Here is a 20,279-nt window from a genome sequence, read left to right as displayed (position 1 = left end):
ACCTCGGAAAAGGCATCAATTTGATTCTCCAAATGAAGTATATTTACAATTATTAAACAATAATCAGGAATTCGCATTAATTAATTGAATCCACCTAATAAATACTTAAAACAATAATAAATTATTTAGATGATGAAAAAATATTTTACAATTACACTGTTGGTTCTAATTACAAATTTTAGTTATTCTCAATTTGGGACGAAATATGAAGAAGTTAAAGTGTTATTGAAAAACGGAAATGTAGTAAGTGGTTTTGGTAGAGTAAGTTTGTATCACATAGATTTTAAAGATGTAAATAAGAAAAATCATGAGAAGATTGGTTTTTCGGATATTAATAACTTAAAATTTACTGTTTATAGCGGAAAGAAGAATATTAATAAAAATGATTTTATTCTAGCTTCGCTCCTGTTAGAAAAGAATAGCACTGATAAAAAAAAGTATGTTCTAGCAGAATTGATTGTTGAAAAGGATAAGATTAAAATTTATGGAGTCCATGCTTTTGAAGGTGGTGGCGGTTTCTCCATGGGGCATGGTTTAGGAGGTCAAGTGAGTGTAGTTAATTTGAGAGGAAATTTTAATTCTAACAGCTACTCAGATTATTATTGTTATTTTAATAATGAATCTATTCCTAGATTAATGTATCAAAAAGTTAATACATTCAAAACCTTTAGAGTAATGGCAGCAGAATGTTTTAAAGATTGTGAGGAATTAAGTGAAAAAATTAATACAAAAGAATTCACGAAGGAAAATATATTTGAAATTGCAAATTATTATAATGATAAATGTAAGTAGATTTCTTATGCTAGCGAGAGAAGGAAGAATCTATGTTATTCGAGGAGGTTGCTGAGATTCCCCACAAAGACAGAAAATGTTCATGAGAAATAAAGTAGTTTAGATTGTCATTTCGAGGAACGAGAAATCACATCACGTTAGCAACTAGTGAGATTCCTCCTTTGTCGGAATGACAAAAAGAAGCAAATAATATTGTTGTTATCACAGAACCGCGTGAGGGATAGTAGTGAAAAGCCCACAGCGAAGTGTAGCGATAGCGCAACGTAGTGAGGACTTGAAACGAATAGCCCGTTCGCCGCGGCGAACACGCCCAAAAAACTGAAAAGTGCTTTGTAAAAAGCAAATTATAGGATAAAATAACTTAGAACCTATGCAACTTAGGAACTTAGTAACTCAAAATAAAATGGCAGAAAAAGAAACTAGAAAAAACCTTGTGTTGGCGGGATTAGAGCCTTTGATCATTACGCCGGAAAGCGTTTTTGTCAATATTGGTGAACGCACGAATGTTACAGGTTCTAGAAAATTCCTTCGATTAATCAAAGAAGAAAAATACGAAGAAGCACTCAGTATTGCAAAAGAACAAGTGGAAGGTGGCGCACAAATCATTGATATTAATATGGATGAAGGAATGCTTGATGGCGAATATGCCATGACAAAATTCCTGAATTTAATTGCTGCTGAACCGGATATTTCTAGGGTTCCAATCATGATTGATAGCTCGAAATGGGATATTATTGAAGCGGGCTTGAAAGTGGTGCAAGGTAAGAGTGTGGTGAATTCTATTTCGTTAAAAGAAGGGGAAGAGCAATTTATACATCACGCCAAATTAATCAAGCGCTACGGTGCTGCAGTAATTGTGATGGCTTTTGATGAGGTAGGTCAAGCGGACAATTATGAGCGTAGAATAGAAATTTGCCAACGTTCGTATGATATATTAGTGGATAAAGTGGGATTCCCAGCTCAAGATATTATTTTCGATTTAAATATATTTCCGGTAGCAACAGGAATGGAAGAACACCGCTTGAACGCATTGGATTTCTTTAGAGGAACCAAATGGGTTCGGGAGAATCTTCCACATGCACATATTAGCGGTGGGGTGAGTAATGTGTCGTTTTCGTTTAGAGGAAATGATACGGTTCGGGAAGCAATGCACTCGGTTTTCTTGTACCATGCGATTCAAAACGGAATGACAATGGGAATTGTGAATCCAGAAATGCTTTCTATTTATGACGAAATTCCGAAGGATCTTTTAGAACGTGTTGAGGACGTAATTCTAAACAGACGTGATGATGCAACCGAAAGATTATTGGACTTTGCCGAAAATGTAAAAGGAGATGTAAAGAGCAATGAAAAAGCAGTTCAAGAATGGCGCTCGGGAACTATTCAGGAACGATTAACGCATTCGTTAGTAAAAGGAGTTGATGAATTCATAGAAATTGATGTTGAAGAAGCAAGATTAGCAGCGACAAAACCAATCGAAGTAATCGAAATCAACTTGATGGCGGGAATGAATGTCGTTGGGGATTTATTTGGTTCGGGGAAAATGTTTTTACCGCAAGTGGTAAAATCAGCAAGGGTCATGAAAAAAGCGGTAGCGTATTTATTGCCTTACATTGAGGCTAGTAAAGAAGCTGGCGACAAGCGAGGGAATGGCAAAATATTGATGGCAACTGTAAAAGGAGATGTACACGACATTGGAAAAAATATTGTTTCAGTGGTTTTAGCTTGTAATAATTATGAAATTGTAGATTTAGGTGTAATGGTACCTCCAGAAAAAATTATAGCTGCTGCAATAGAACACAACGTGGATATCATTGGGTTAAGCGGATTAATTACACCGTCATTAGACGAAATGGTATATCTGGCGAAAGAACTAGATAAACGAGGTTTGAAAATCCCAATAATGATTGGGGGAGCAACAACTTCAAGAGCCCATACTGCCGTAAAAATTGCACCTCAGTACAGAGAAACAGTTATCCACGTAAACGATGCTTCGAGAGCAGTAACCGTTGCGGGAAGTTTACTGAATAAAGATAAAAAAATATATGCAAGTGATATTCGAGCGGAGTACGATGCTTTCAGAGAAACGTTTTTGAACCGTTCGCGAGACAAAAATTTCCTGACTATTGAGCAAGCTCGCAAAAATAAACTACAATTGGATTGGGATAAATACAACCCGATGAAGCCTAATTTTATTGGAACAAAAACAATCGAAATCGATTTGGATGTTTTGGTTCCCTATATTGACTGGACGCCGTTTTTTAGAACATGGGAATTGTTCGGAAAATATCCTGCTATTTTAACGGATGAGGTTGTAGGTGAACAAGCGACTTCTGTTTTTGCGGATGCCAAAGAAATGCTGGATGTTATTTTGAAAGAAAAGAAATTGACAGCCAAAGGAATTTATGGAATTTTCCCAGCGAATCAGGTCAATGATGATGATATTGAAATATACGAAGCACCCCCCGCCCCGGAAGGGGGAGCTACTGAAATGGTAGATAAGCAGGCTTGGGAAACTGCAAGTCCTGTTTTGTATGACAGGTTAAAAGTACGGGCAAAAGAGATGAGAAACAAGCCGACAGAAGCTGAAAAAATGCTGTGGAATGTTTTGTCTAATAAGGGGATTGAAGGGTTTAAATTTAGAAGACAACATATAGTAGGGGAATATATTGTTGATTTTGTGTGTTTAGAAAAAAAGTTAGTGATTGAAGTAGATGGTTCTATTCATAATGATCCTGAACAAATTGAACACGACAGAGACAGAACTATTTGGCTAGAAGCAAAAGGATTTAAAGTTGTCAGATATACAAACAATCAAGTTCTGAATAATTTAAATGGTACTATTGATACTATTAGTAAAGAATTATCGACAAAGGTAGAAGTTCCCCCTTTGGGGGTTAGGGGGCTCTTCTTGACGCTTCGTCAACAATCACAAAAAACTAAAGGTGCTCCAAACATCGCATTGTCTGATTTTATTGCTCCGAAAGACAGCGGTAAAACAGATTATATGGGTGCGTTTTGTGTGACGACTGGTTTTGGGGTTGATGAATGGGCGGCCGAATTCGAAAGAGATTTGGACGATTACAACTCGATTATGGTCAAAGCATTAGCAGACCGTTTTGCAGAAGCTTTTGCCGAATACCTTCACGAAAGAATCCGTAAGGAAATTTGGGGTTACGCGGCCGATGAAAATTTAAGTACGGAGGCCATGATTGAAGAAGTGTACAAAGGTATTCGTCCTGCACCGGGTTATCCGGCTTGTCCAGATCATTTAGAAAAACCAACTATTTGGAAATTACTAAATGTGGAAGAAGAAATTGGTGTAACGCTGACTGAAAGTATGGCGATGTGGCCCGCTTCATCCGTGTCTGGTTATTATTTTGGAAATCCAGAAAGCAAGTATTTCGGACTAGGTAAAATAAAAGAAGATCAAGTCATCGATTATGCCAAACGAAGAAGTGTGTCCACCGAAGTAGCTATGAAATGGCTGAACCCAAATATTGCGGATTAAAAAAATGTTTAAGGTTTAAAGTTTAAAGTTGTTCGAAAGAAACCTTAAACCTTAAACCTTAAACTTTAAACAAAAAAAGAATGAAAGTAACACAACATATAGAAGCAGCAAAAGGAGAAACATTATTTTCCTTCGAAATTATTCCGCCTCAAAAAGGAAAAAGCATTCAGGAATTATACGATAATATTGATCCGTTGATGGAGTTCAAACCGCCATTTATAGATGTAACCACCTCTCGCGAGGAATTTATTTATGTCGATAAGGGTAATGGATTATTGGAAAAAAAACTAACCAGAATGCGTCCGGGAACACTTGGAATTTGTGCTTCAATCAAGCATAAATATAATGTCGACACAGTTCCTCATGTGCTTTGCGGTGGTTTTACCAAAGAAGAAACCGAGTATTTATTGGTCGATTGTCACTATTTGGGAATTGATAATGTGATGGCTTTGCGAGGTGATGCGATGAAAGACGAACAATCTTTTGTTCCTAAATTAGGAGGGAATGATTTTGCTGTTGATTTGGTCAAGCAAATTAATCAACTAAATTGCGGAAAGTACTTGCATGAAGTCATGGATGTTGATAATAAAGCCAATTTTTGTATTGGAGTTGCTGGATATCCAGAAAAACACTTGGAATCTCCATCGCTAATTTCCGATTTGAAACGTTTGAAAGAGAAGGTAGAAGCCGGTGCGGATTATGTGGTAACCCAAATGTTTTTTGACAATGCAAAATATTTTGAATTTGTTGCCAAAGCAAGGGAAATGGGAATTACCGTTCCTATTATTCCAGGAATTAAACCAATCGCTGTACAAAGACACTTACAAGTATTGCCACAAATTTTCCGAATCGATTTGCCGGAAGATTTAATTCATGCAGTGGATCAATGTAAAAACAATGCAGATATCAGACAAGTTGGAATCGAATGGGCGATTCAACAATCATTAGAGTTGAAAGCAGCGGGCGTTCCAGTTTTACACTATTATTCAATGGGAAAATCAGAAAATATTAGACAAATAGCGAGTAAGGTTTTTTAGAAATTTAGAATATTGTATCCAAAGCTTCCAGCCTTCAAAAGGCTGGAAGCTTTTTGAATGTTTTTGTCATTCTGACGAAGGAGGAATGACAAAACGGAACTTTTTTATCTGAATACTGAATAGTCGTAACTGAATACCTGACACTTATTTCGTAATTTCTCTAAAAACAGCCTCCAAATTTTTATTTTTCTGATTCAGTTGTAATGTTTTCAATCCGTTATCGTGAGCAAAATCGAAAACAGCTGGGCGCATGTCTTTATCGGATAGAAAAGTCAGTTCCCAAGAGCAATCATGTATATTTTTGAAAGATTTTAAATGGGGGATTTTTGCAATAGCTTGTTCTTCGATCTTGTAATCAAATTCCACTTCGATAACCTGTTCTTTGTCGGCAGAAATTAAGTTGTCCAGTTTTTTATCAGCTACAATTTTCCCGTTATTAATGATGATAACACGGTCGCAAATTGCCTCTACTTCCTGCATAATGTGTGTAGAAAGGAAAACGGTTTTGTCTTTTCCTGCGTTTTTAATCACATTTCGAATTTCCATTAATTGATTCGGATCTAAACCAGTTGTTGGTTCATCGAGAATCAAAACATCAGGATTGTGCAATAAAGCGTTTGCAAGACCTACACGTTGGCGATATCCTTTGGATAATTGTCCTATTTTTTTATGGCTTTCGGTTGTTAAACCTGTCAATTGAATTACTTCTTCAATGCGCGATTTGGCTACTTTGTATACGTCTGCGTTGAAAGCCAAATATTCTCTCACATACAAATCCAAATATAACGGATTGTGTTCTGGAAGATAACCAATAGAAAGTTGCACTGCTTTTTGTTGGGTGTTCACATCGTTTCCATTTACGATTGCTATCCCTTCATCGGCATTGATATACGTGGTCAATATTTTCATCAAAGTCGATTTTCCAGCACCATTTGGACCTAAAAAACCAACAATTTCTCCTTTTTTGACAGAAAATGAAATGTTATCCAGTGCTTTTTGGGCACCGTAACTTTTGGATATATTACTAACTTCTATTGACATGGAATTTTATTTGGTACAAAAGTAAACAGAAAAAGTATTGATTTGTTGTTTCTTTTGCCACTGATTCAAAGGATTTTTAAGATTTTTTTAATTCAAATTTTCAAATGGCTATAAATTCCGATTTTTAAAGTCAAAAAATAGGTTATAACTAGTGGTATAGATTTATATATTTACAATAAAATAGAATATTATGGCAACAATACAAATTGGCAATTTCTTGAAGAATTACAAAAGTATATTATTGCTTCTTGGCGGAATTTTGGCAGGAAGTATATTGGGTTTAGTTTTTGGAAAAGGAGTAGAAGTGATTAAACCTTTGGGCGATATATTTCTGAATTTGTTGTTTACAGCCATTATTCCGTTGATTTTTTTTACGATTGCATCTTCGATTGCCAATTTAGAAAAAACAGAGAAACTGGGAAAATTATTTGTAATTGTTATAGGAGTGTTTTTAAGCACCGTATTGATTTCGGCTATTTTGATGCTCGTTGCTGTCTTGTTATTTCCTATTCAGCAGGATATTATTATTTCTAAAATTCCATTAGAAACCATTCAGGAAAGTAGCGCGGGATCTCAAATAACCCAACTGCTAACTGCAAGTGATTTCTTTGAACTTTTGTCTCGGAAAAATATGTTAGCGCTCATTATATTTTCATTTTTGATAGGATTTGCCAGTTTGCAATCGGGTGAAAAAGGGAAAGATTTCAGTAGGTTTTTGAATTCAGGTAATGAAGTGATGAAACAGTTGCTGCACATCATTATGAAAACGGCTCCGATAGGATTAGGAGCTTATTTTGCATATCAGGTTGGGATTTTTGGACCTCAATTATTTGGCGCCTACGCAAAACCTTTGGGATTGTATTATGCAGTTTGTGCTTTTTACTTTGTCGTATTTTTTAGTTTGTATGCTTTCATTGCTGGGGGAAAAGTAGGATTTAAAGTATTTTGGAAAAATAATATTACGCCTTCATTAACGGCATTGGGAACGTGCAGTAGCATTGCTACAATTCCTGCTAATCTGGAAGGTGCCGAAAAAATAAATATTCCGGCTCACATCAGAAATGTAGTTATTCCACTGGGTGCGCCTTTGCATAAGGATGGTTCGAGCATGTCTTCGATTATTAAAATTGCCGTGATTTTTGCCATGTTTGGAAAAGATTTAACCGATCCGAATACGTTGCTGATTGCGTTAGGAATTACGGTAATTGTTTCGGTTGTCGAGGGCGGAATTCCAAATGGAGGTTACATAGGAGAAATTCTCGCCATAACTGTTTATGGATTTCCTATGGAACAGGCTTTGCCCGCAGCTATGATTATAGGAACTTTAGTAGATCCAATGGCAACTTTGCTAAATGCCAATGGCGATCTAGTATCAGCGATGTTGGTGACCCGAATTTCGGAAGGAAAAAAATGGCTTACCGAAAAATTAGTGGCTTGATTTGATATTAATTTTAAAGTAGTACTGATTTAATCCTCTGTAAATAAAATCATTTTCATATTTTCTTGGCATTATAATAACTCTGATAGGCAGTGGTACGAGTTTGTCTTGTCTATAATTGGCATAAAATGGAGGTTAGAAAAGATTTAAGGGATATAAATTTCAAATACTCACTAACTAAATGAGATTTTTAAAGCCTTTTTTTAATTATTACATAATTAATAACCAGTTTTTTAGTGAATCCTTTTTTAGTGCAATAAAAGCCTCCTTTTTTTTGGGTTAGCTGGAAATTATGTATACATTCGCAGAGTAATTAATAAAAAAAAAACAACAACATGTTGAGTAACCGATTTTATTTTAGCAACTCTTATTATTTCTTCTGGAAGGTAGAAAGGGATTGTTGTATGGTTATTTAATTAGAAAAATTAAATTGATACTATAAATATACAATCCCGATGTAAATCGGGATTTTTTTTTGCTTAAAAGTGTGTAAAATGAATAAAATAATTGGAATACAGGGCATAACGGGTTCTTTTCATCATCAGGTGGCACAGGAATATTTCGATCAAAATATTGCTCTGGACGAATGTTTATCCTTTGAAGAGTTAGTGGATAACCTTCTTTCAGGGAAATCAGATCAGGCAGTTATGGCGATTGAGAATTCTATTGCGGGGCCAATTATTCCAAATTACGCTTTGATTGACAAAAATAATTTGCACATTATAGGAGAACATTATTTGAGAATTCATCAAAATTTAATGGCGTTAAAAGGGCAGAAAATGGAAGATATTCTGGAGGTTCATTCGCATCCTATGGCTATTTTACAATGTATGGAATTCCTTAAAAAATATCCAAATATAAAACTAGTTGAAGACAAAGATACTGCTGAAACCGCGCGTAGAATTCAGGAGAATCAGTTGAAAGGAATTGCTGCAATTGCCAGTAAAACCGCTTCTGAAATGTATGATTTAGAAATTTTAGCGCCGGAAATTCAAACGATTAAAAATAATATGACCCGTTTTGTAATCGTCAAAAAAGAGAATTCATTTGTTCCAGAAAATGAAATTAACAGAGCGTCCATCAAATTCGAATTGGATCACAAACGTGGCAGTTTAGCGGCAGTTTTGAATGTGATGAGTGATTGTAAACTGAATTTAACCAAAATACAATCGTTGCCAAAAATAGAGACGCCTTGGAAATATTCCTTTTTTGTGGATGTTACTTTTGAAAAATATGAAGATTATGCTAAAGCAAAATCATTATTGGTCATTATGGCGGAATATTTCAAAGTATTAGGGGAATATAAAAATACAAAACAATAGCCACCTAGCTCAGTCCCAAAAAGGAGTAAGATTAGAGTAATAATATAAATGTAAGATCATGATCAAAACAGCTAAACGTCTCGATATAATTGAAGAATACTATTTCTCCTCAAAATTAAGAGAAGTAAGACAACTGGCTTCCGAAGGAAAACCCATTATCAATATGGGTATTGGAAGTCCTGATTTACAACCGTCACAAGCTGTAATTGATGCAGTGGTTCTGGCAATGGAAGATGAAAATGCGCATCAATACCAGAGTTACCAAGGATTGCCAGAATTACGTCAAGGTATGGCTGATTTTTACAAAAATAATTATGGAGTTGCGTTAAATCCAGCTAATGAAATTTTGCCCTTGATGGGGTCTAAAGAAGGAATTATGCATGTTTCACTGGCTTTTTTGAATGAAGGAGACCAGGTGTTGATACCAAATCCAGGCTACCCAACATATACTTCGGTGACTAATTTGGTGGGAGCAGTTCCAGTATATTATGATTTAAAAGAAGGCAATAACTGGGAACCTGATTTTGAGGCTTTGGAACAACTGGATTTATCGAAAGTAAAAATCATGTGGATTGGTTATCCGCACATGCCAACAGGAGCGAGAGGAAGTTTAGAATTGTTTGGAAAGTTAGTGGCTTTCGCCAAAAAATACAACATTTTATTAATCAATGATAATCCATACAGTTTTGTTTTAAATGACAATCCGATGAGTTTGTTGCAAGTGGCAGGAGCAAAAGACGTGGCTTTGGAATTGAATTCTTTGAGCAAGACTTTCAACATGGCGGGTTGGCGAGTGGGAATGCTGTTAGGAAATGCAGCTTGTATCGATGCTGTTTTGAAAGTAAAAAGCAACATGGATAGCGGGATGTTCTTTGGGATTCAAAAAGGAGCAATCGAAGCGTTGAAAAGCGATGCGATTTGGTTTGATTCTATGAACGAAATTTATAAAAAGAGGCGCGTTCTAACGGAGCTGTTGGCTGAGAAATTGGGATGTAAAGTGTACAAAGAAGGTGTTGGGTTATTTGTTTGGGCCAAATTGCCTGACGGAATAACCTCTGCGGAACGGTTTATTGATACAATATTGTACGAGAAATCTATATTTATCGCGCCGGGAACTATTTTTGGGAGCAATGGCGAAGGATACATACGATTTGCATTGTGTGTAAAAGAAGAAAAAGTACAGGAAGCTATTAGCAGATTTGCTTAAAAAAAGTCGTTTAAAGAAAAATAAATTTCTGGATAACGAGATTCCCTAGCCCTGATAGCAGTGGAAATCCTTTTATGCCGTGGTTCGGCATAAAAGATTGAAACGAATAGCAGGATTAGCTACAAAAAAAATAAGAGATGAAAGTATTTGTAATAGGAATAGGATTGATAGGCGGTTCGATGGTATTGGACATTAAAACGCTGCATCCGGAAGCCAAAATTTATGGGATTGATAACAACGAAACTCATTTGGCAGAAGCCATCGCTTTAGGGGTTGTTGATGCTAGTGCCACATTTGCGGATTTAGCTGATGCGGATTTCGTGATTGTTTCGGTTCCTGTGGATGTGACATTGACTGTTTTGCCGCAAGTTTTGGATGTAATTGGTGATCAAACGATAGTTTTTGAAGTGGGTTCCACTAAAATGCCTATTTGTGAAGCGGTTGCGAATCATCCTAAAAGAAGAAACTTTATCGCTACGCATCCTATAGCAGGAACGGAGTTCTCAGGACCTTCGGCAGCGATAAAAGGATTGTTTCAAGGGAAGACAAACATCATTTGTGAGGTAGAGAAAACGACTTTCAAATTGCAGGAAAAAGCGTTGGATTTGTTTAAAGAAATGGGAATGAGGATTCGTTATATGGATCCAAAATCACACGATAAACACATTGCTTATGTATCGCATTTGTCTCACATAAGTGCTTTTATGTTAGGAAAAACGGTAATTGACAAAGAGAAACACGAACAGGATATTTTTGATATGGCGGGTTCTGGTTTTGAAAGTACGGTTCGTCTGGCCAAAAGTTCGCCAGCGATGTGGACGCCAATTTTTAAACAAAATAGGAAACAGGTCGTAAAAACATTGGATGAATACATTTCGAATTTGTCAAAGTTTAAGGAATTATTAGAAAATGAAGATTACGATGCGATTTACAATGAAATGCAAAGTGTGAATAAAATAAAGGAAATATTAAACGGAATGAACGTTAAGAAATAACGCACTCTGTTGTTCAAAAATAACTAAAAACTAAAAAAAAATAAAATTTAGAAAAGATGGAAAACAAGAAAGAAATGAGAAATTGGTTGAATGAATTTAATTTGACTCATCCATTAGTGATAGCAGGACCTTGTAGTGCTGAAACCGAAGAACAAGTGTTGAAAATAGCACATGAATTGAAAGATTCAGATGTAAGTATTTTTAGAGCAGGAATTTGGAAACCAAGAACGCGTCCAGGAGGATTTGAAGGTGTTGGAGAAATTGGATTGAAATGGTTGAAAAAAGCAAAAGAAGAAACCGGATTGTTGATGGGAACGGAAGTAGCCAATGCGGCTCACGTAAAATTAGCATTGGAATATGATATCGATGTTTTGTGGATTGGAGCAAGAACTACCGTAAATCCTTTTGCAGTGCAAGAAATTGCAGATGCTTTGGCTGGTACTAAGAAAATTGTATTGGTAAAGAATCCAGTAAATCCAGATTTATCGTTGTGGTTAGGTGGTGTAGAGCGTTTGTACAATGCCGGAATCGAGAAATTAGGGGTTATTCACAGAGGGTTTTCGACTTACGAGAAAACTAAATACAGAAACATTCCAGAATGGCAAATTGCTATTGAATTGCAAAATAAATTCCCTGATTTACCTTTAATTATAGATCCATCTCATATTACTGGAGACCGCAAAATGATTCTTGAAGTGACGCAAGAAGCTTTAGATTTGAATTATGATGGTATGATTATCGAAACACATATTGATCCTGATAACGCTTGGAGTGATGCTGCACAGCAGGTGACTCCTGATGCGTTGAAACAAATTTTTATTGATTTAAAAGTGCGAAAAACGGATGATGTATCAGATGAGTTTACGCAGAAAATGAAAAAATTGAGAGCAAATATTGATGTTTTAGATGCCACTTTGCTAGAACTTTTAGGCAAACGTATGAAAGTAGCGGATGAAATTGGTTTGGTTAAAAAAGCAGCCAACGTAGCAGTATTACAAAACAGCCGTTGGAATGAAATATTAGGTAAAATGATTTTGGATGGGGAGACCAAAGGACTTTCGGAAGAGTTTGTACTAAGAATGTTCAAAGCAATTCACCAAGAAAGTATCAGTCACCAAGACAAAGTGTTGAATGCGTAAAATAATTTTATAATAATTATGAAAACCTACAATTTATTTGTAGGTTTTTTTGTAGTATTGTGCAGTATTAAATTTAAAACTACATTTTATGAAAAAATTATTTGTACTGTCATTTGTATTCCTAAGTTTTCTAGGATATTCGCAAAAACAAGTATTTGAAAGTCCTGAACTTGCATCTTTAATAAAAGAGCATAAAACAGTTGCTATTTTGCCTTTTACAGTCAAAATTACTTATAAAAAGCAACCTAAAAATTTTAGTGTCGAGGGTAATAGAGATCAAGAACTTAAAATGTCTAAGTCGATCCAGTCCAGTATGTATACTTTTTTACTACGCAAAGCGGATTCTTATGCTGTAAATTTTCAAGACGTAGAAAAGACAAATATTTTACTTAAAAAATCTGGAATTGCAGATAAGTTGGATGAAATGACTAAGGATGAAGTTGCAAAAGCACTTGGTGTTGATGCAGTAATTAGCGGTACTTTCGAATCAGAACAGTCCAAATCTGAGGGAGCTGCTATTGCAACAGCCGTTCTTTTGGGGGGTTTTGGTGGAAAAACAGGATCTGGATCATTAACGATGACGATTAATAATGGTAAGGATGGCGAGATGTTATGGCGCTTTTTTAAGACTATGAATGATAATATCTCCATCTCTACAGATGATATTGTTGAGAGTATGATGAGAAAAGTGTCTAGAAATTTTCCTTATTTGAAATAATTTATAACTTATCATAAAATAATCCCTTCCACTAATATTAGTGGAAGGGATTTTCGTTTTAAGAGGGTTTAAAAAACATTAAATTTTAAACTTTAAACTTGAAACAAAATTTTACCTTTGCTCCATGACAGGACTCGTATACAAATCTACAGGAAGTTGGTACACCGTAAAATCCGAACAAGGTGATTTTATAGAATGCCGTATGAAAGGGAAATTCCGAATTAAAGGAATCAAAAGTACCAATCCCATTGCTGTAGGTGATATTGTAGATTATGAATTAGAAGAATCATCCGACACTGTTACAGGAACGATTCATAAAATTCATGACAGGAAGAACTATATCGTACGGAAATCAGTGAATTTATCACATCAGATGCATATTATTGCGTCTAATATTGACCGGGTTTTCTTGTTAGTTACAATCAATAATCCGCCAACGACTTTTAATTTTATTGACCGATTTTTGGTTACTGCTGAAGCGTATGGAATTGAAACTGTTCTTGTTTTTAACAAAATAGATACTTTTGATGACGCTACGCTAGACGAACAGTTGTACATGCAACATGTGTATCAAGAAATTGGATACAAATGCTTGCGGGTTTCTTCTACTGAAATGAAGGGAATTGAACAATTAAAAGAAATGATGATTGGCAAAGTGAGTATGTTTTCTGGGCATTCTGGAGTTGGAAAATCAACTTTGGTGAATGCTATGGAACCGTCATTGCATTTAAAAACAAAAACGATTTCTGAGGCTAGTAAACAAGGACAGCACACAACAACGTTTGCTGAGATGTATGATCTATCTTTTGATGCCAGAATTATCGATACGCCAGGCATCAAAGGTTTTGGAATTGTGGATATGGAAAAAGAAGAAATCAGTGGTTATTTTCCTGAGTTTTTCAAATTGAAAGAGCAATGCAAATTCAACAATTGCTTGCACAAGGATGAACCGCATTGTGCCATAAAAGCAGCTTTAGAGAAAGATGAAATTGCATGGTCACGCTACAGAAGTTACCTTAAAATTCTGGAAGGTGATGATGAAAATTACCGCACGGACATTCACAATGAGGATAGAATCATTAGTGATAAAACGAGGGAATAAAAGCCCCCGACCCCCGAAGGGGGAACGTTAAACTGTTAAAAATAAAATTAGAAATCATGACAAATTTTTTTATTTACAATTTTGAGAATTCCCCCTTCGGGGGCTAGGTGGCTATGAAAGTAGTTCTCCAAAGAGTTTCCTCAGCCTCCGTAACAATAGATAACAAAATCGTAGCGGATATTCAAAAAGGTCTATTGGTTTTAGTTGGTATTGAAGATGCCGATAATCAAGAAGATATTGATTGGTTGGTGAATAAAATTACGAACATCCGCATTTTTGGTGATGAAGACGATCTGATGAATTTATCTGTCAAAGATATCGACGGCGAAGTACTTGTAGTTTCCCAATTTACATTGCATGCGTTGACCAAAAAAGGCAATCGGCCTTCGTATATCAAAGCCTCAAAACCAGAAATTGCCATTCCTTTGTATGAAAATTTTGTAAGCCATTTGCAAAAAGAACTGGGTAAAAAAGTGCAAACAGGTATTTTTGGTGCCGATATGAAAGTACTTCTGTTAAATGACGGGCCAGTAACAATAGTAATTGACAGTAAAAATAGAGAGTAGGTTTTGTTAGAGTTACAATAATTAGTTGTATATTTAATCTTAATCTATAATAAAATATGCTACATTTGCACCCCGATTAAAATTCATGTTTCTGAAAATCAGTTCATTATTAATCAATCCAATTATGATAAATCACAATAAATATTCACGAAATCAAATAGATAAATTAGGCAATGGTTTAATTTATTTAATTGAAAAAATGGGCTTTCTTCCAAAGACAAGTTTGTTGAAACTAGTTTATATTTTAGATGAATTTTCTGTAAAGAAAAGAGGTTTTCCTATGTTTAATCTGCAATATGAGATTTGGAAATATGGGCCTGTTTGTCAGGATTTATACATTGAGTTTAATGACGGAACGTCACTTTTGAAAGAATACATTAAATCTGAAATTATTGATAACAAAACTCATATTTCTGCGGTTAATAGTTTTAATGATGATGAATTTTCTGATTCTGATATTGCTATTTTCGATGAAATTGTAACAACATTCTCAGGCAAAAACACCAATTATTTAGTTGATTATACACATCAAAAAAATTCTCTTTGGTACACAACCGCTCAAAAAAATGGTGTTTTAGACGCTTTGCTAAAGGAAGAAATCAATGCTACAGATTTTAAAATTGATTTTGCCGATTTAGTTTCATACGATGAGAATAAATTAGCATTCTACAAGGATCATTTAGAATTTTTGAACTTTACAGCATCTTTAAATCAAAGATAAATGATGTTTGAGAAAGGACATCTGTTTTATTTTAAAGAGTATATCTTTAAGAATGGAAACGAACCTAAAAACAAATTCTTTCTTGTTTTAAAAACAATCGAAAATGGATTTATAGCTGCTATTTTACCAACAAAAGTAGAATCACTTCATGCTAACATCGAGAAAAATCATGGTTGTATTTCATTTCCTGAAAAGTGTATTTGTTGTTATTATATTCCTAAAGATGTTGTAGTTACAAACAATAATTTTTCTTTTAAGTTAGATACGTATTTGTATGCTCAATACGTCTTTGATGAATCAGAAGTTAATCTTTTGTCGACCTATCAAATTGAAGACATTGAGTTTAAAGGAAAATTAACTGATGAAGAATTTGACAAAATTATTGATTGTTTTTCAAACTCAGCTTTACTTCCCAGAAAATTTAGAAAAGATCAATTTAAATTATAATCAAAACACTTCTACTCGGAGTGTTTTTTATTTTACAATTCTTACATTTGTTTTTATCTGTAAAACAAATAAGATTGTATGACCCTTTACGAAAAACTACAAAAAGTATCTAGCGAAGAAGATGTGAAAGACATCTATATAAAGGCGTTGGGTCTCAAACAATACCAAAAAAACCTAATCGATATTCAAACTAAAGAAATATGGTTTGAAGCCAAAGATAACAGCAAGCTTTCTACCTACGCCATGTTTACCCAACTGATGCATTATGTACAAGATGCGTTAAATAAAGGCGATTATGTGCCGCCTTTTTTGTGTGTAATCGACACTAAGAAAGCTGCCATTATGAAAAGTACCGATGTTATTCCTTTTCTGGAAAAGAAAACCATCAAATGGGGAAAATCAGCGAGTCAATATACCCAAGAAGCACTCGATGCTATTTCGGCTCACATAGGTACGCACTTTGTTTCGTTTAAGATAGAAACCCACGAAGAAGAATTTATTTCAACCATAAAAAATGCCATTGCCAAAGGCGATATCATTCGCACCGCCATTACCCCAGACAACTTGAAACAAGTTTTTGACAAATGGGTAGCAATGATAGGTCGAGAAATAAATGGCGTTGCCGAAGATGATTATGCCTTGTTGTTTTTTGCCGATATTATGCACGATGGTACCTCGTCAACGCACCTGAATTTGCCTGCCGAATTGATGCACAAAAACGGGGCACCAGTATTTGCCCTTGCCGGCAAAAACTACGAATTGGGCAACAAAGAAGGCTATCGCCAGTTTTGGACCATTTATCACAAACCACCAAAAGCAGAATACCGCAACTATTTGTTAGAACGTCGCGATAGTTTAATTCCCATGGACGAGCGCAGTTTTAAAGGAGCGTATTACACGCCATTGGCAGTGGTTGACAAAGCCTATGATAAACTAGCCGAAACCCTTGGGGAAAATTGGCAAAAAGACTATTTGGTTTGGGATATGTGTTGCGGAGTGGGCAATCTTGAAGTAAAACACTCCAACCCACGCAACATTTATATGAGCACACTAGACAGTGCCGATGTAGATGTAATGAAAGCCACCAAAACCTGTGTAGCAGCGCAACGATTTCAATACGATTACCTCAATGATGATATTACCGATGACGGAAAAATTGATTACACGTTAACTAATAAAGTACCCGAAGGCTTGCGCAAAGCGATTGCTGATGGTAAAAAGATTTTGGTATTGATTAATCCGCCGTATGCTGAGGCTACAAATTTTGAAAATATTGCCAAAGGAGTTACAGCTGAAAATAAAACAGGTGTTGCAAAGACAAAAATAGCTTCATTATTAATGAGTGAATATGGAAAAGCTAGCAACGAATTGTTTACACAATTTTTAGCACGAATAGCAAATGAAATTCCAACAGCAACTATTGCTATGTTCAGCACGATGAAATATGTAAATGCTCCTAACTTTGAAAAATTTAGACAAGTTTGGATTGCCAAATATTTAGGGGGATTTGTAGTTCATAATAAAGCATTTGAAGGACTTACAGGTAAATTCCCAATTGGGTTTTTAGTTTGGAAAACGGCCAACAACCCTGACAGGGTTTTGAACCCTGTCAGGGTTAAAGAAATAGTAGTTGATGTTTTAGATAAAAATGCAACACCAATCGGAGAAAAAACATTTTATAATTTACCCAACAATACATTTCTTAATGTTTGGTTGAATAGACCAAAAACAAATAAAGATTTGGTTGTTCCATTAAGAAATTCAATTTCTCCTTCTCAAACAAATCCACGTGTAAAGACTTGGTCTGATAATGCGATTGCTTATATGTACTGTGGTGTAAATGATTTACAACATGCCGAACAACAAACAATTATATTTTCTTCTCCTTATGGTGGTGGAAATGGTTTTTATATTACAGACGAAAACTTGTGGCAAGCCTCTATAATTTTCTCTATTCGTAGATTAGTTACTCCAACATGGTTAAATGACCGTGACCAGTTTTTACAGCCCACAAAAGAATTAACAGAAGAATTCAAAACTGATTGTTTAATTTGGATGTTGTTTAATCGTTGTCAACGAACCGCCAGCGCCAACGACCTAGAATGGAACGACAAGAAATGGAATATCGTCAATCATTTTATACCTTTTACCGAAGAAGAAGTTGGCGCAACCGACCGTTTTGAAAGTGATTTTATGGTAAATTATCTCACGGATAAGATATTTTCTAATGAAGCTAACGCTATTCTAAGAGAGGGCAAAAAATTGTGGCAAGCCTATTTCTCCCAAACCGATGTTCGAAGCGTGAGAGAGGAATTAAAATTGAATCGTCCAGATGTTGGTTGGTATCAAATACGGAACGCAATGAAAAAGCGCAACGAAAGTGGCGATTTTCAACCCGTAAGTTTTAAATCCTTTGAAGAATCCTATAAAGATTTAACCGAAAAATTGCAACCTATGGTGTATCAATTAGGTTTTTTGAAAATTTAAAATTAATTTCATAAACAAAAAACAATGAACTTAAAAAATTCCCAACTCGACGTTGACACTTGGATCAAAGAACACGGCGTTCGTTACTTCAACGAACTCACAAATATGGCACAACTGACCGAAGAAGTAGGCGAAGTCGCCCGAATCATAGCCCGCCGTTATGGAGAACAATCAGAGAAAGAAAGTGATAAGAATAAAGATCTGGGAGAAGAATTAGCCGATGTGGTTTTTGTGGTATTGTGTTTGGCAAACCAAACTGGGATTAATCTGCAGGAGGCATTCGACAAAAAAATGGATTTGAAATCCGTTAGAGACAAAGACCGTCACAAAAACAACGAAAAACTCAAATAATTTGTGAAGTATAAATTATGAATTATAAATACGGAGTGGTAAATTGCGAACTTGAATTAGACCACTGATAATTCATAATTCATAACTCATAATTACAAACATGAATTTACTGTTACAAACTTCCCATTCTAATTTACAAGCCGAAATTGCAGTTACTGGCTCAAAAAGTGAAACCAACCGATTGTTATTATTACAAGCTTTATTTCCAAATATCACTTTAGCCAATACTTCCAATTCTGATGACAGCGAAGTAATGCAAAAGGCATTGAAAGGAAACGAGGAAGTAGTTGATATTCATCATGCGGGAACAGCAATGCGTTTTCTTACAGCATATTTTGCTGTAAGCGAAGGACGAGAAGTAGTTTTGACCGGCTCTCAACGAATGACAGAGCGGCCCATAAAAGTTTTGGTAGAAGCCTTGGAACAATTAGGGGCTAAAATCTCCTACGAGAAAGAAGTGGGTTATCCGCCTATCCGAATCAAAGGACAAAAAATCACCGCTTCTAAAGTGAATATTCCTGCCAATGTGAGTAGTCAATACATATCGGCATTATTATTAGTGGCGCCAAAATTGGAAAATGGTATTGAAATCACTTTGGTTGGCGAAATTACTTCAGTTCCTTATATCAAAATGACGTTGGCTTTGTTGAATGATTTGAACATCAAAACCAGTTTCGAAGGAAATGTCATTACCGTTTATCCAAAACAAGAAGTAGCATCAAAAGTTATGACCGTAGAATCCGATTGGAGTTCTGCTTCTTACTTTTTTAGTTTGGTTGCATTAGCTGAAAAGGCAACTGTTTCTTTGACCAGCTATAAAGAAACCAGTTTGCAAGGCGATTCGGCTTTGGTTGAAATTTATAAGCAAATGGGAGTTCAAACGCATTTTGAAGAAAACAAAATGATTTTAGTTAAACAGCCTGAATTTAAACCGCAATTTTTAAACTTAGAATTAAACAATACTCCGGATATCGCACAAACTATTGTGGTCACTTGTCTAGGGTTAGGGATTGGCTGCCATTTGACGGGGCTTCATACTTTAAAAATTAAAGAAACAGATAGACTTGAAGCACTTCGAATTGAACTAACAAAACTAGGTGCAAAAATCGCAGTTACCAATGAGAGCTTGACACTTGAGGCTTCAAACGAAATCAATCATAGTGTCAAAATTGCCACTTATAACGATCACCGGATGGCGATGGCATTTGCACCACTAGCTTTAAAAGTTCCGATTCTAATCGAAAATGCAGAAGTAGTTTCTAAGTCCTATCCTGATTTTTGGAATGATTTAAAAAGTTTAGATTTTGATATTTCAGAAAAATAATCGGTTTAAAGGCTAGTTAATCAACGGCTTTTGAAAATAAACAGCAAAACACTTGACAACGCCTATCTCACAATCGTATAT

17 protein-coding genes are annotated in these 20,279 nt (G+C 35.4%); 16 read left to right on the top strand and 1 reads right to left on the bottom strand.

Going from position 1 to position 20,279, the window contains the following annotated elements:
- Positions 1-129: 129 nt before the first annotated feature.
- The 3 genes from BUC11_RS11640 (at position 130) to metF (ending at position 5,340) form a co-directional block, all read left to right on the top strand.
- Positions 130-792, top strand: a complete 663-nt coding sequence (locus BUC11_RS11640) for a hypothetical protein (protein WP_175547749.1) — start codon at positions 130-132, stop codon at positions 790-792.
- A gap of 403 nt (positions 793-1,195) precedes the next feature.
- On the top strand, positions 1,196-4,303 hold the full coding sequence (locus BUC11_RS11635) for a vitamin B12 dependent-methionine synthase activation domain-containing protein (protein ID WP_084129632.1): 3,108 nt from the start codon (positions 1,196-1,198) through the stop codon (positions 4,301-4,303).
- Between the two features lie 80 nt (positions 4,304-4,383).
- Complete coding sequence (gene metF, locus BUC11_RS11620) at positions 4,384-5,340, top strand: methylenetetrahydrofolate reductase [NAD(P)H] (RefSeq protein WP_073354238.1); 957 nt, start codon at positions 4,384-4,386, stop codon at positions 5,338-5,340.
- 144 nt (positions 5,341-5,484) lie between these two features.
- Here the strand turns inward: metF and gldA are convergent, their stop codons facing one another.
- Positions 5,485-6,381: a gliding motility-associated ABC transporter ATP-binding subunit GldA gene (gene gldA, locus BUC11_RS11615; RefSeq protein ID WP_073354237.1), complete on the bottom strand. Its 897-nt coding sequence runs from the start codon at positions 6,379-6,381 to the stop codon at positions 5,485-5,487.
- 190 nt (positions 6,382-6,571) lie between these two features.
- Here gldA and BUC11_RS11610 point away from each other — a divergent pair, with 190 nt between their 5' ends.
- The 13 genes from BUC11_RS11610 to aroA all read left to right on the top strand — a co-directional run bounded on the left by BUC11_RS11610 (position 6,572) and on the right by aroA (position 20,198).
- Positions 6,572-7,819 carry a dicarboxylate/amino acid:cation symporter gene (locus BUC11_RS11610; RefSeq protein WP_073354235.1) on the top strand — a complete coding sequence of 416 codons (1,248 nt, stop codon included), beginning with the start codon at positions 6,572-6,574 and terminating at the stop codon, positions 7,817-7,819.
- 494 nt (positions 7,820-8,313) lie between these two features.
- Positions 8,314-9,141 (top strand): prephenate dehydratase, encoded by an 828-nt coding sequence (locus BUC11_RS11605; RefSeq protein WP_073354234.1) that lies wholly within the window; start codon positions 8,314-8,316, stop codon positions 9,139-9,141.
- Between the two features lie 58 nt (positions 9,142-9,199).
- A complete protein-coding gene (locus tag BUC11_RS11600) occupies positions 9,200-10,348 on the top strand; it encodes a pyridoxal phosphate-dependent aminotransferase (protein ID WP_073354232.1) in 1,149 nt (382 codons plus the stop codon).
- 137 nt (positions 10,349-10,485) lie between these two features.
- Positions 10,486-11,343: a prephenate dehydrogenase gene (locus BUC11_RS11595; RefSeq protein WP_073354231.1), complete on the top strand. Its 858-nt coding sequence runs from the start codon at positions 10,486-10,488 to the stop codon at positions 11,341-11,343.
- A 56-nt stretch (positions 11,344-11,399) separates the two neighbouring features.
- Positions 11,400-12,482 (top strand): bifunctional 3-deoxy-7-phosphoheptulonate synthase/chorismate mutase type II, encoded by a 1,083-nt coding sequence (locus BUC11_RS11590; RefSeq protein WP_073354229.1) that lies wholly within the window; start codon positions 11,400-11,402, stop codon positions 12,480-12,482.
- An 88-nt stretch (positions 12,483-12,570) separates the two neighbouring features.
- The gene (locus BUC11_RS11585; protein WP_073354228.1) at positions 12,571-13,200 is read left to right on the top strand and encodes a hypothetical protein; all 630 of its coding nucleotides are present in this window, start codon (positions 12,571-12,573) and stop codon (positions 13,198-13,200) included.
- Positions 13,201-13,324: 124 nt separating this feature from the next.
- Positions 13,325-14,302, top strand: coding sequence for a ribosome small subunit-dependent GTPase A (rsgA, locus tag BUC11_RS11580; RefSeq protein WP_073354226.1), 978 nt, complete (start codon positions 13,325-13,327; stop codon positions 14,300-14,302).
- Between the two features lie 113 nt (positions 14,303-14,415).
- Positions 14,416-14,868: a D-aminoacyl-tRNA deacylase gene (gene dtd / locus BUC11_RS11575; protein ID WP_073354225.1), complete on the top strand. Its 453-nt coding sequence runs from the start codon at positions 14,416-14,418 to the stop codon at positions 14,866-14,868.
- Between the two features lie 124 nt (positions 14,869-14,992).
- Positions 14,993-15,589, top strand: a complete 597-nt coding sequence (locus BUC11_RS11570; protein WP_073354244.1) for a Panacea domain-containing protein — start codon at positions 14,993-14,995, stop codon at positions 15,587-15,589.
- The gene (locus BUC11_RS11565) at positions 15,590-16,036 is read left to right on the top strand and encodes a hypothetical protein (RefSeq protein ID WP_073354223.1); all 447 of its coding nucleotides are present in this window, start codon (positions 15,590-15,592) and stop codon (positions 16,034-16,036) included. It begins immediately after the preceding gene.
- 78 nt (positions 16,037-16,114) lie between these two features.
- Positions 16,115-18,523, top strand: a complete 2,409-nt coding sequence (locus BUC11_RS11560; protein WP_073354221.1) for a hypothetical protein — start codon at positions 16,115-16,117, stop codon at positions 18,521-18,523.
- 24 nt (positions 18,524-18,547) lie between these two features.
- Positions 18,548-18,874 (top strand): nucleotide pyrophosphohydrolase, encoded by a 327-nt coding sequence (locus BUC11_RS11555; RefSeq protein ID WP_073354219.1) that lies wholly within the window; start codon positions 18,548-18,550, stop codon positions 18,872-18,874.
- 100 nt (positions 18,875-18,974) lie between these two features.
- Positions 18,975-20,198 (top strand): 3-phosphoshikimate 1-carboxyvinyltransferase, encoded by a 1,224-nt coding sequence (gene aroA / locus BUC11_RS11550; RefSeq protein WP_073354218.1) that lies wholly within the window; start codon positions 18,975-18,977, stop codon positions 20,196-20,198.
- Positions 20,199-20,279 lie beyond the last annotated feature (81 nt).

This window comes from Flavobacterium xanthum, from assembly GCF_900142695.1.
GTDB classification, from domain to species: Bacteria; Bacteroidota; Bacteroidia; order Flavobacteriales; family Flavobacteriaceae; genus Flavobacterium; species Flavobacterium xanthum.
Note: the sequence above shows the minus strand (reverse complement) of the source record. Positions and strands in the feature narration are given on the sequence as shown.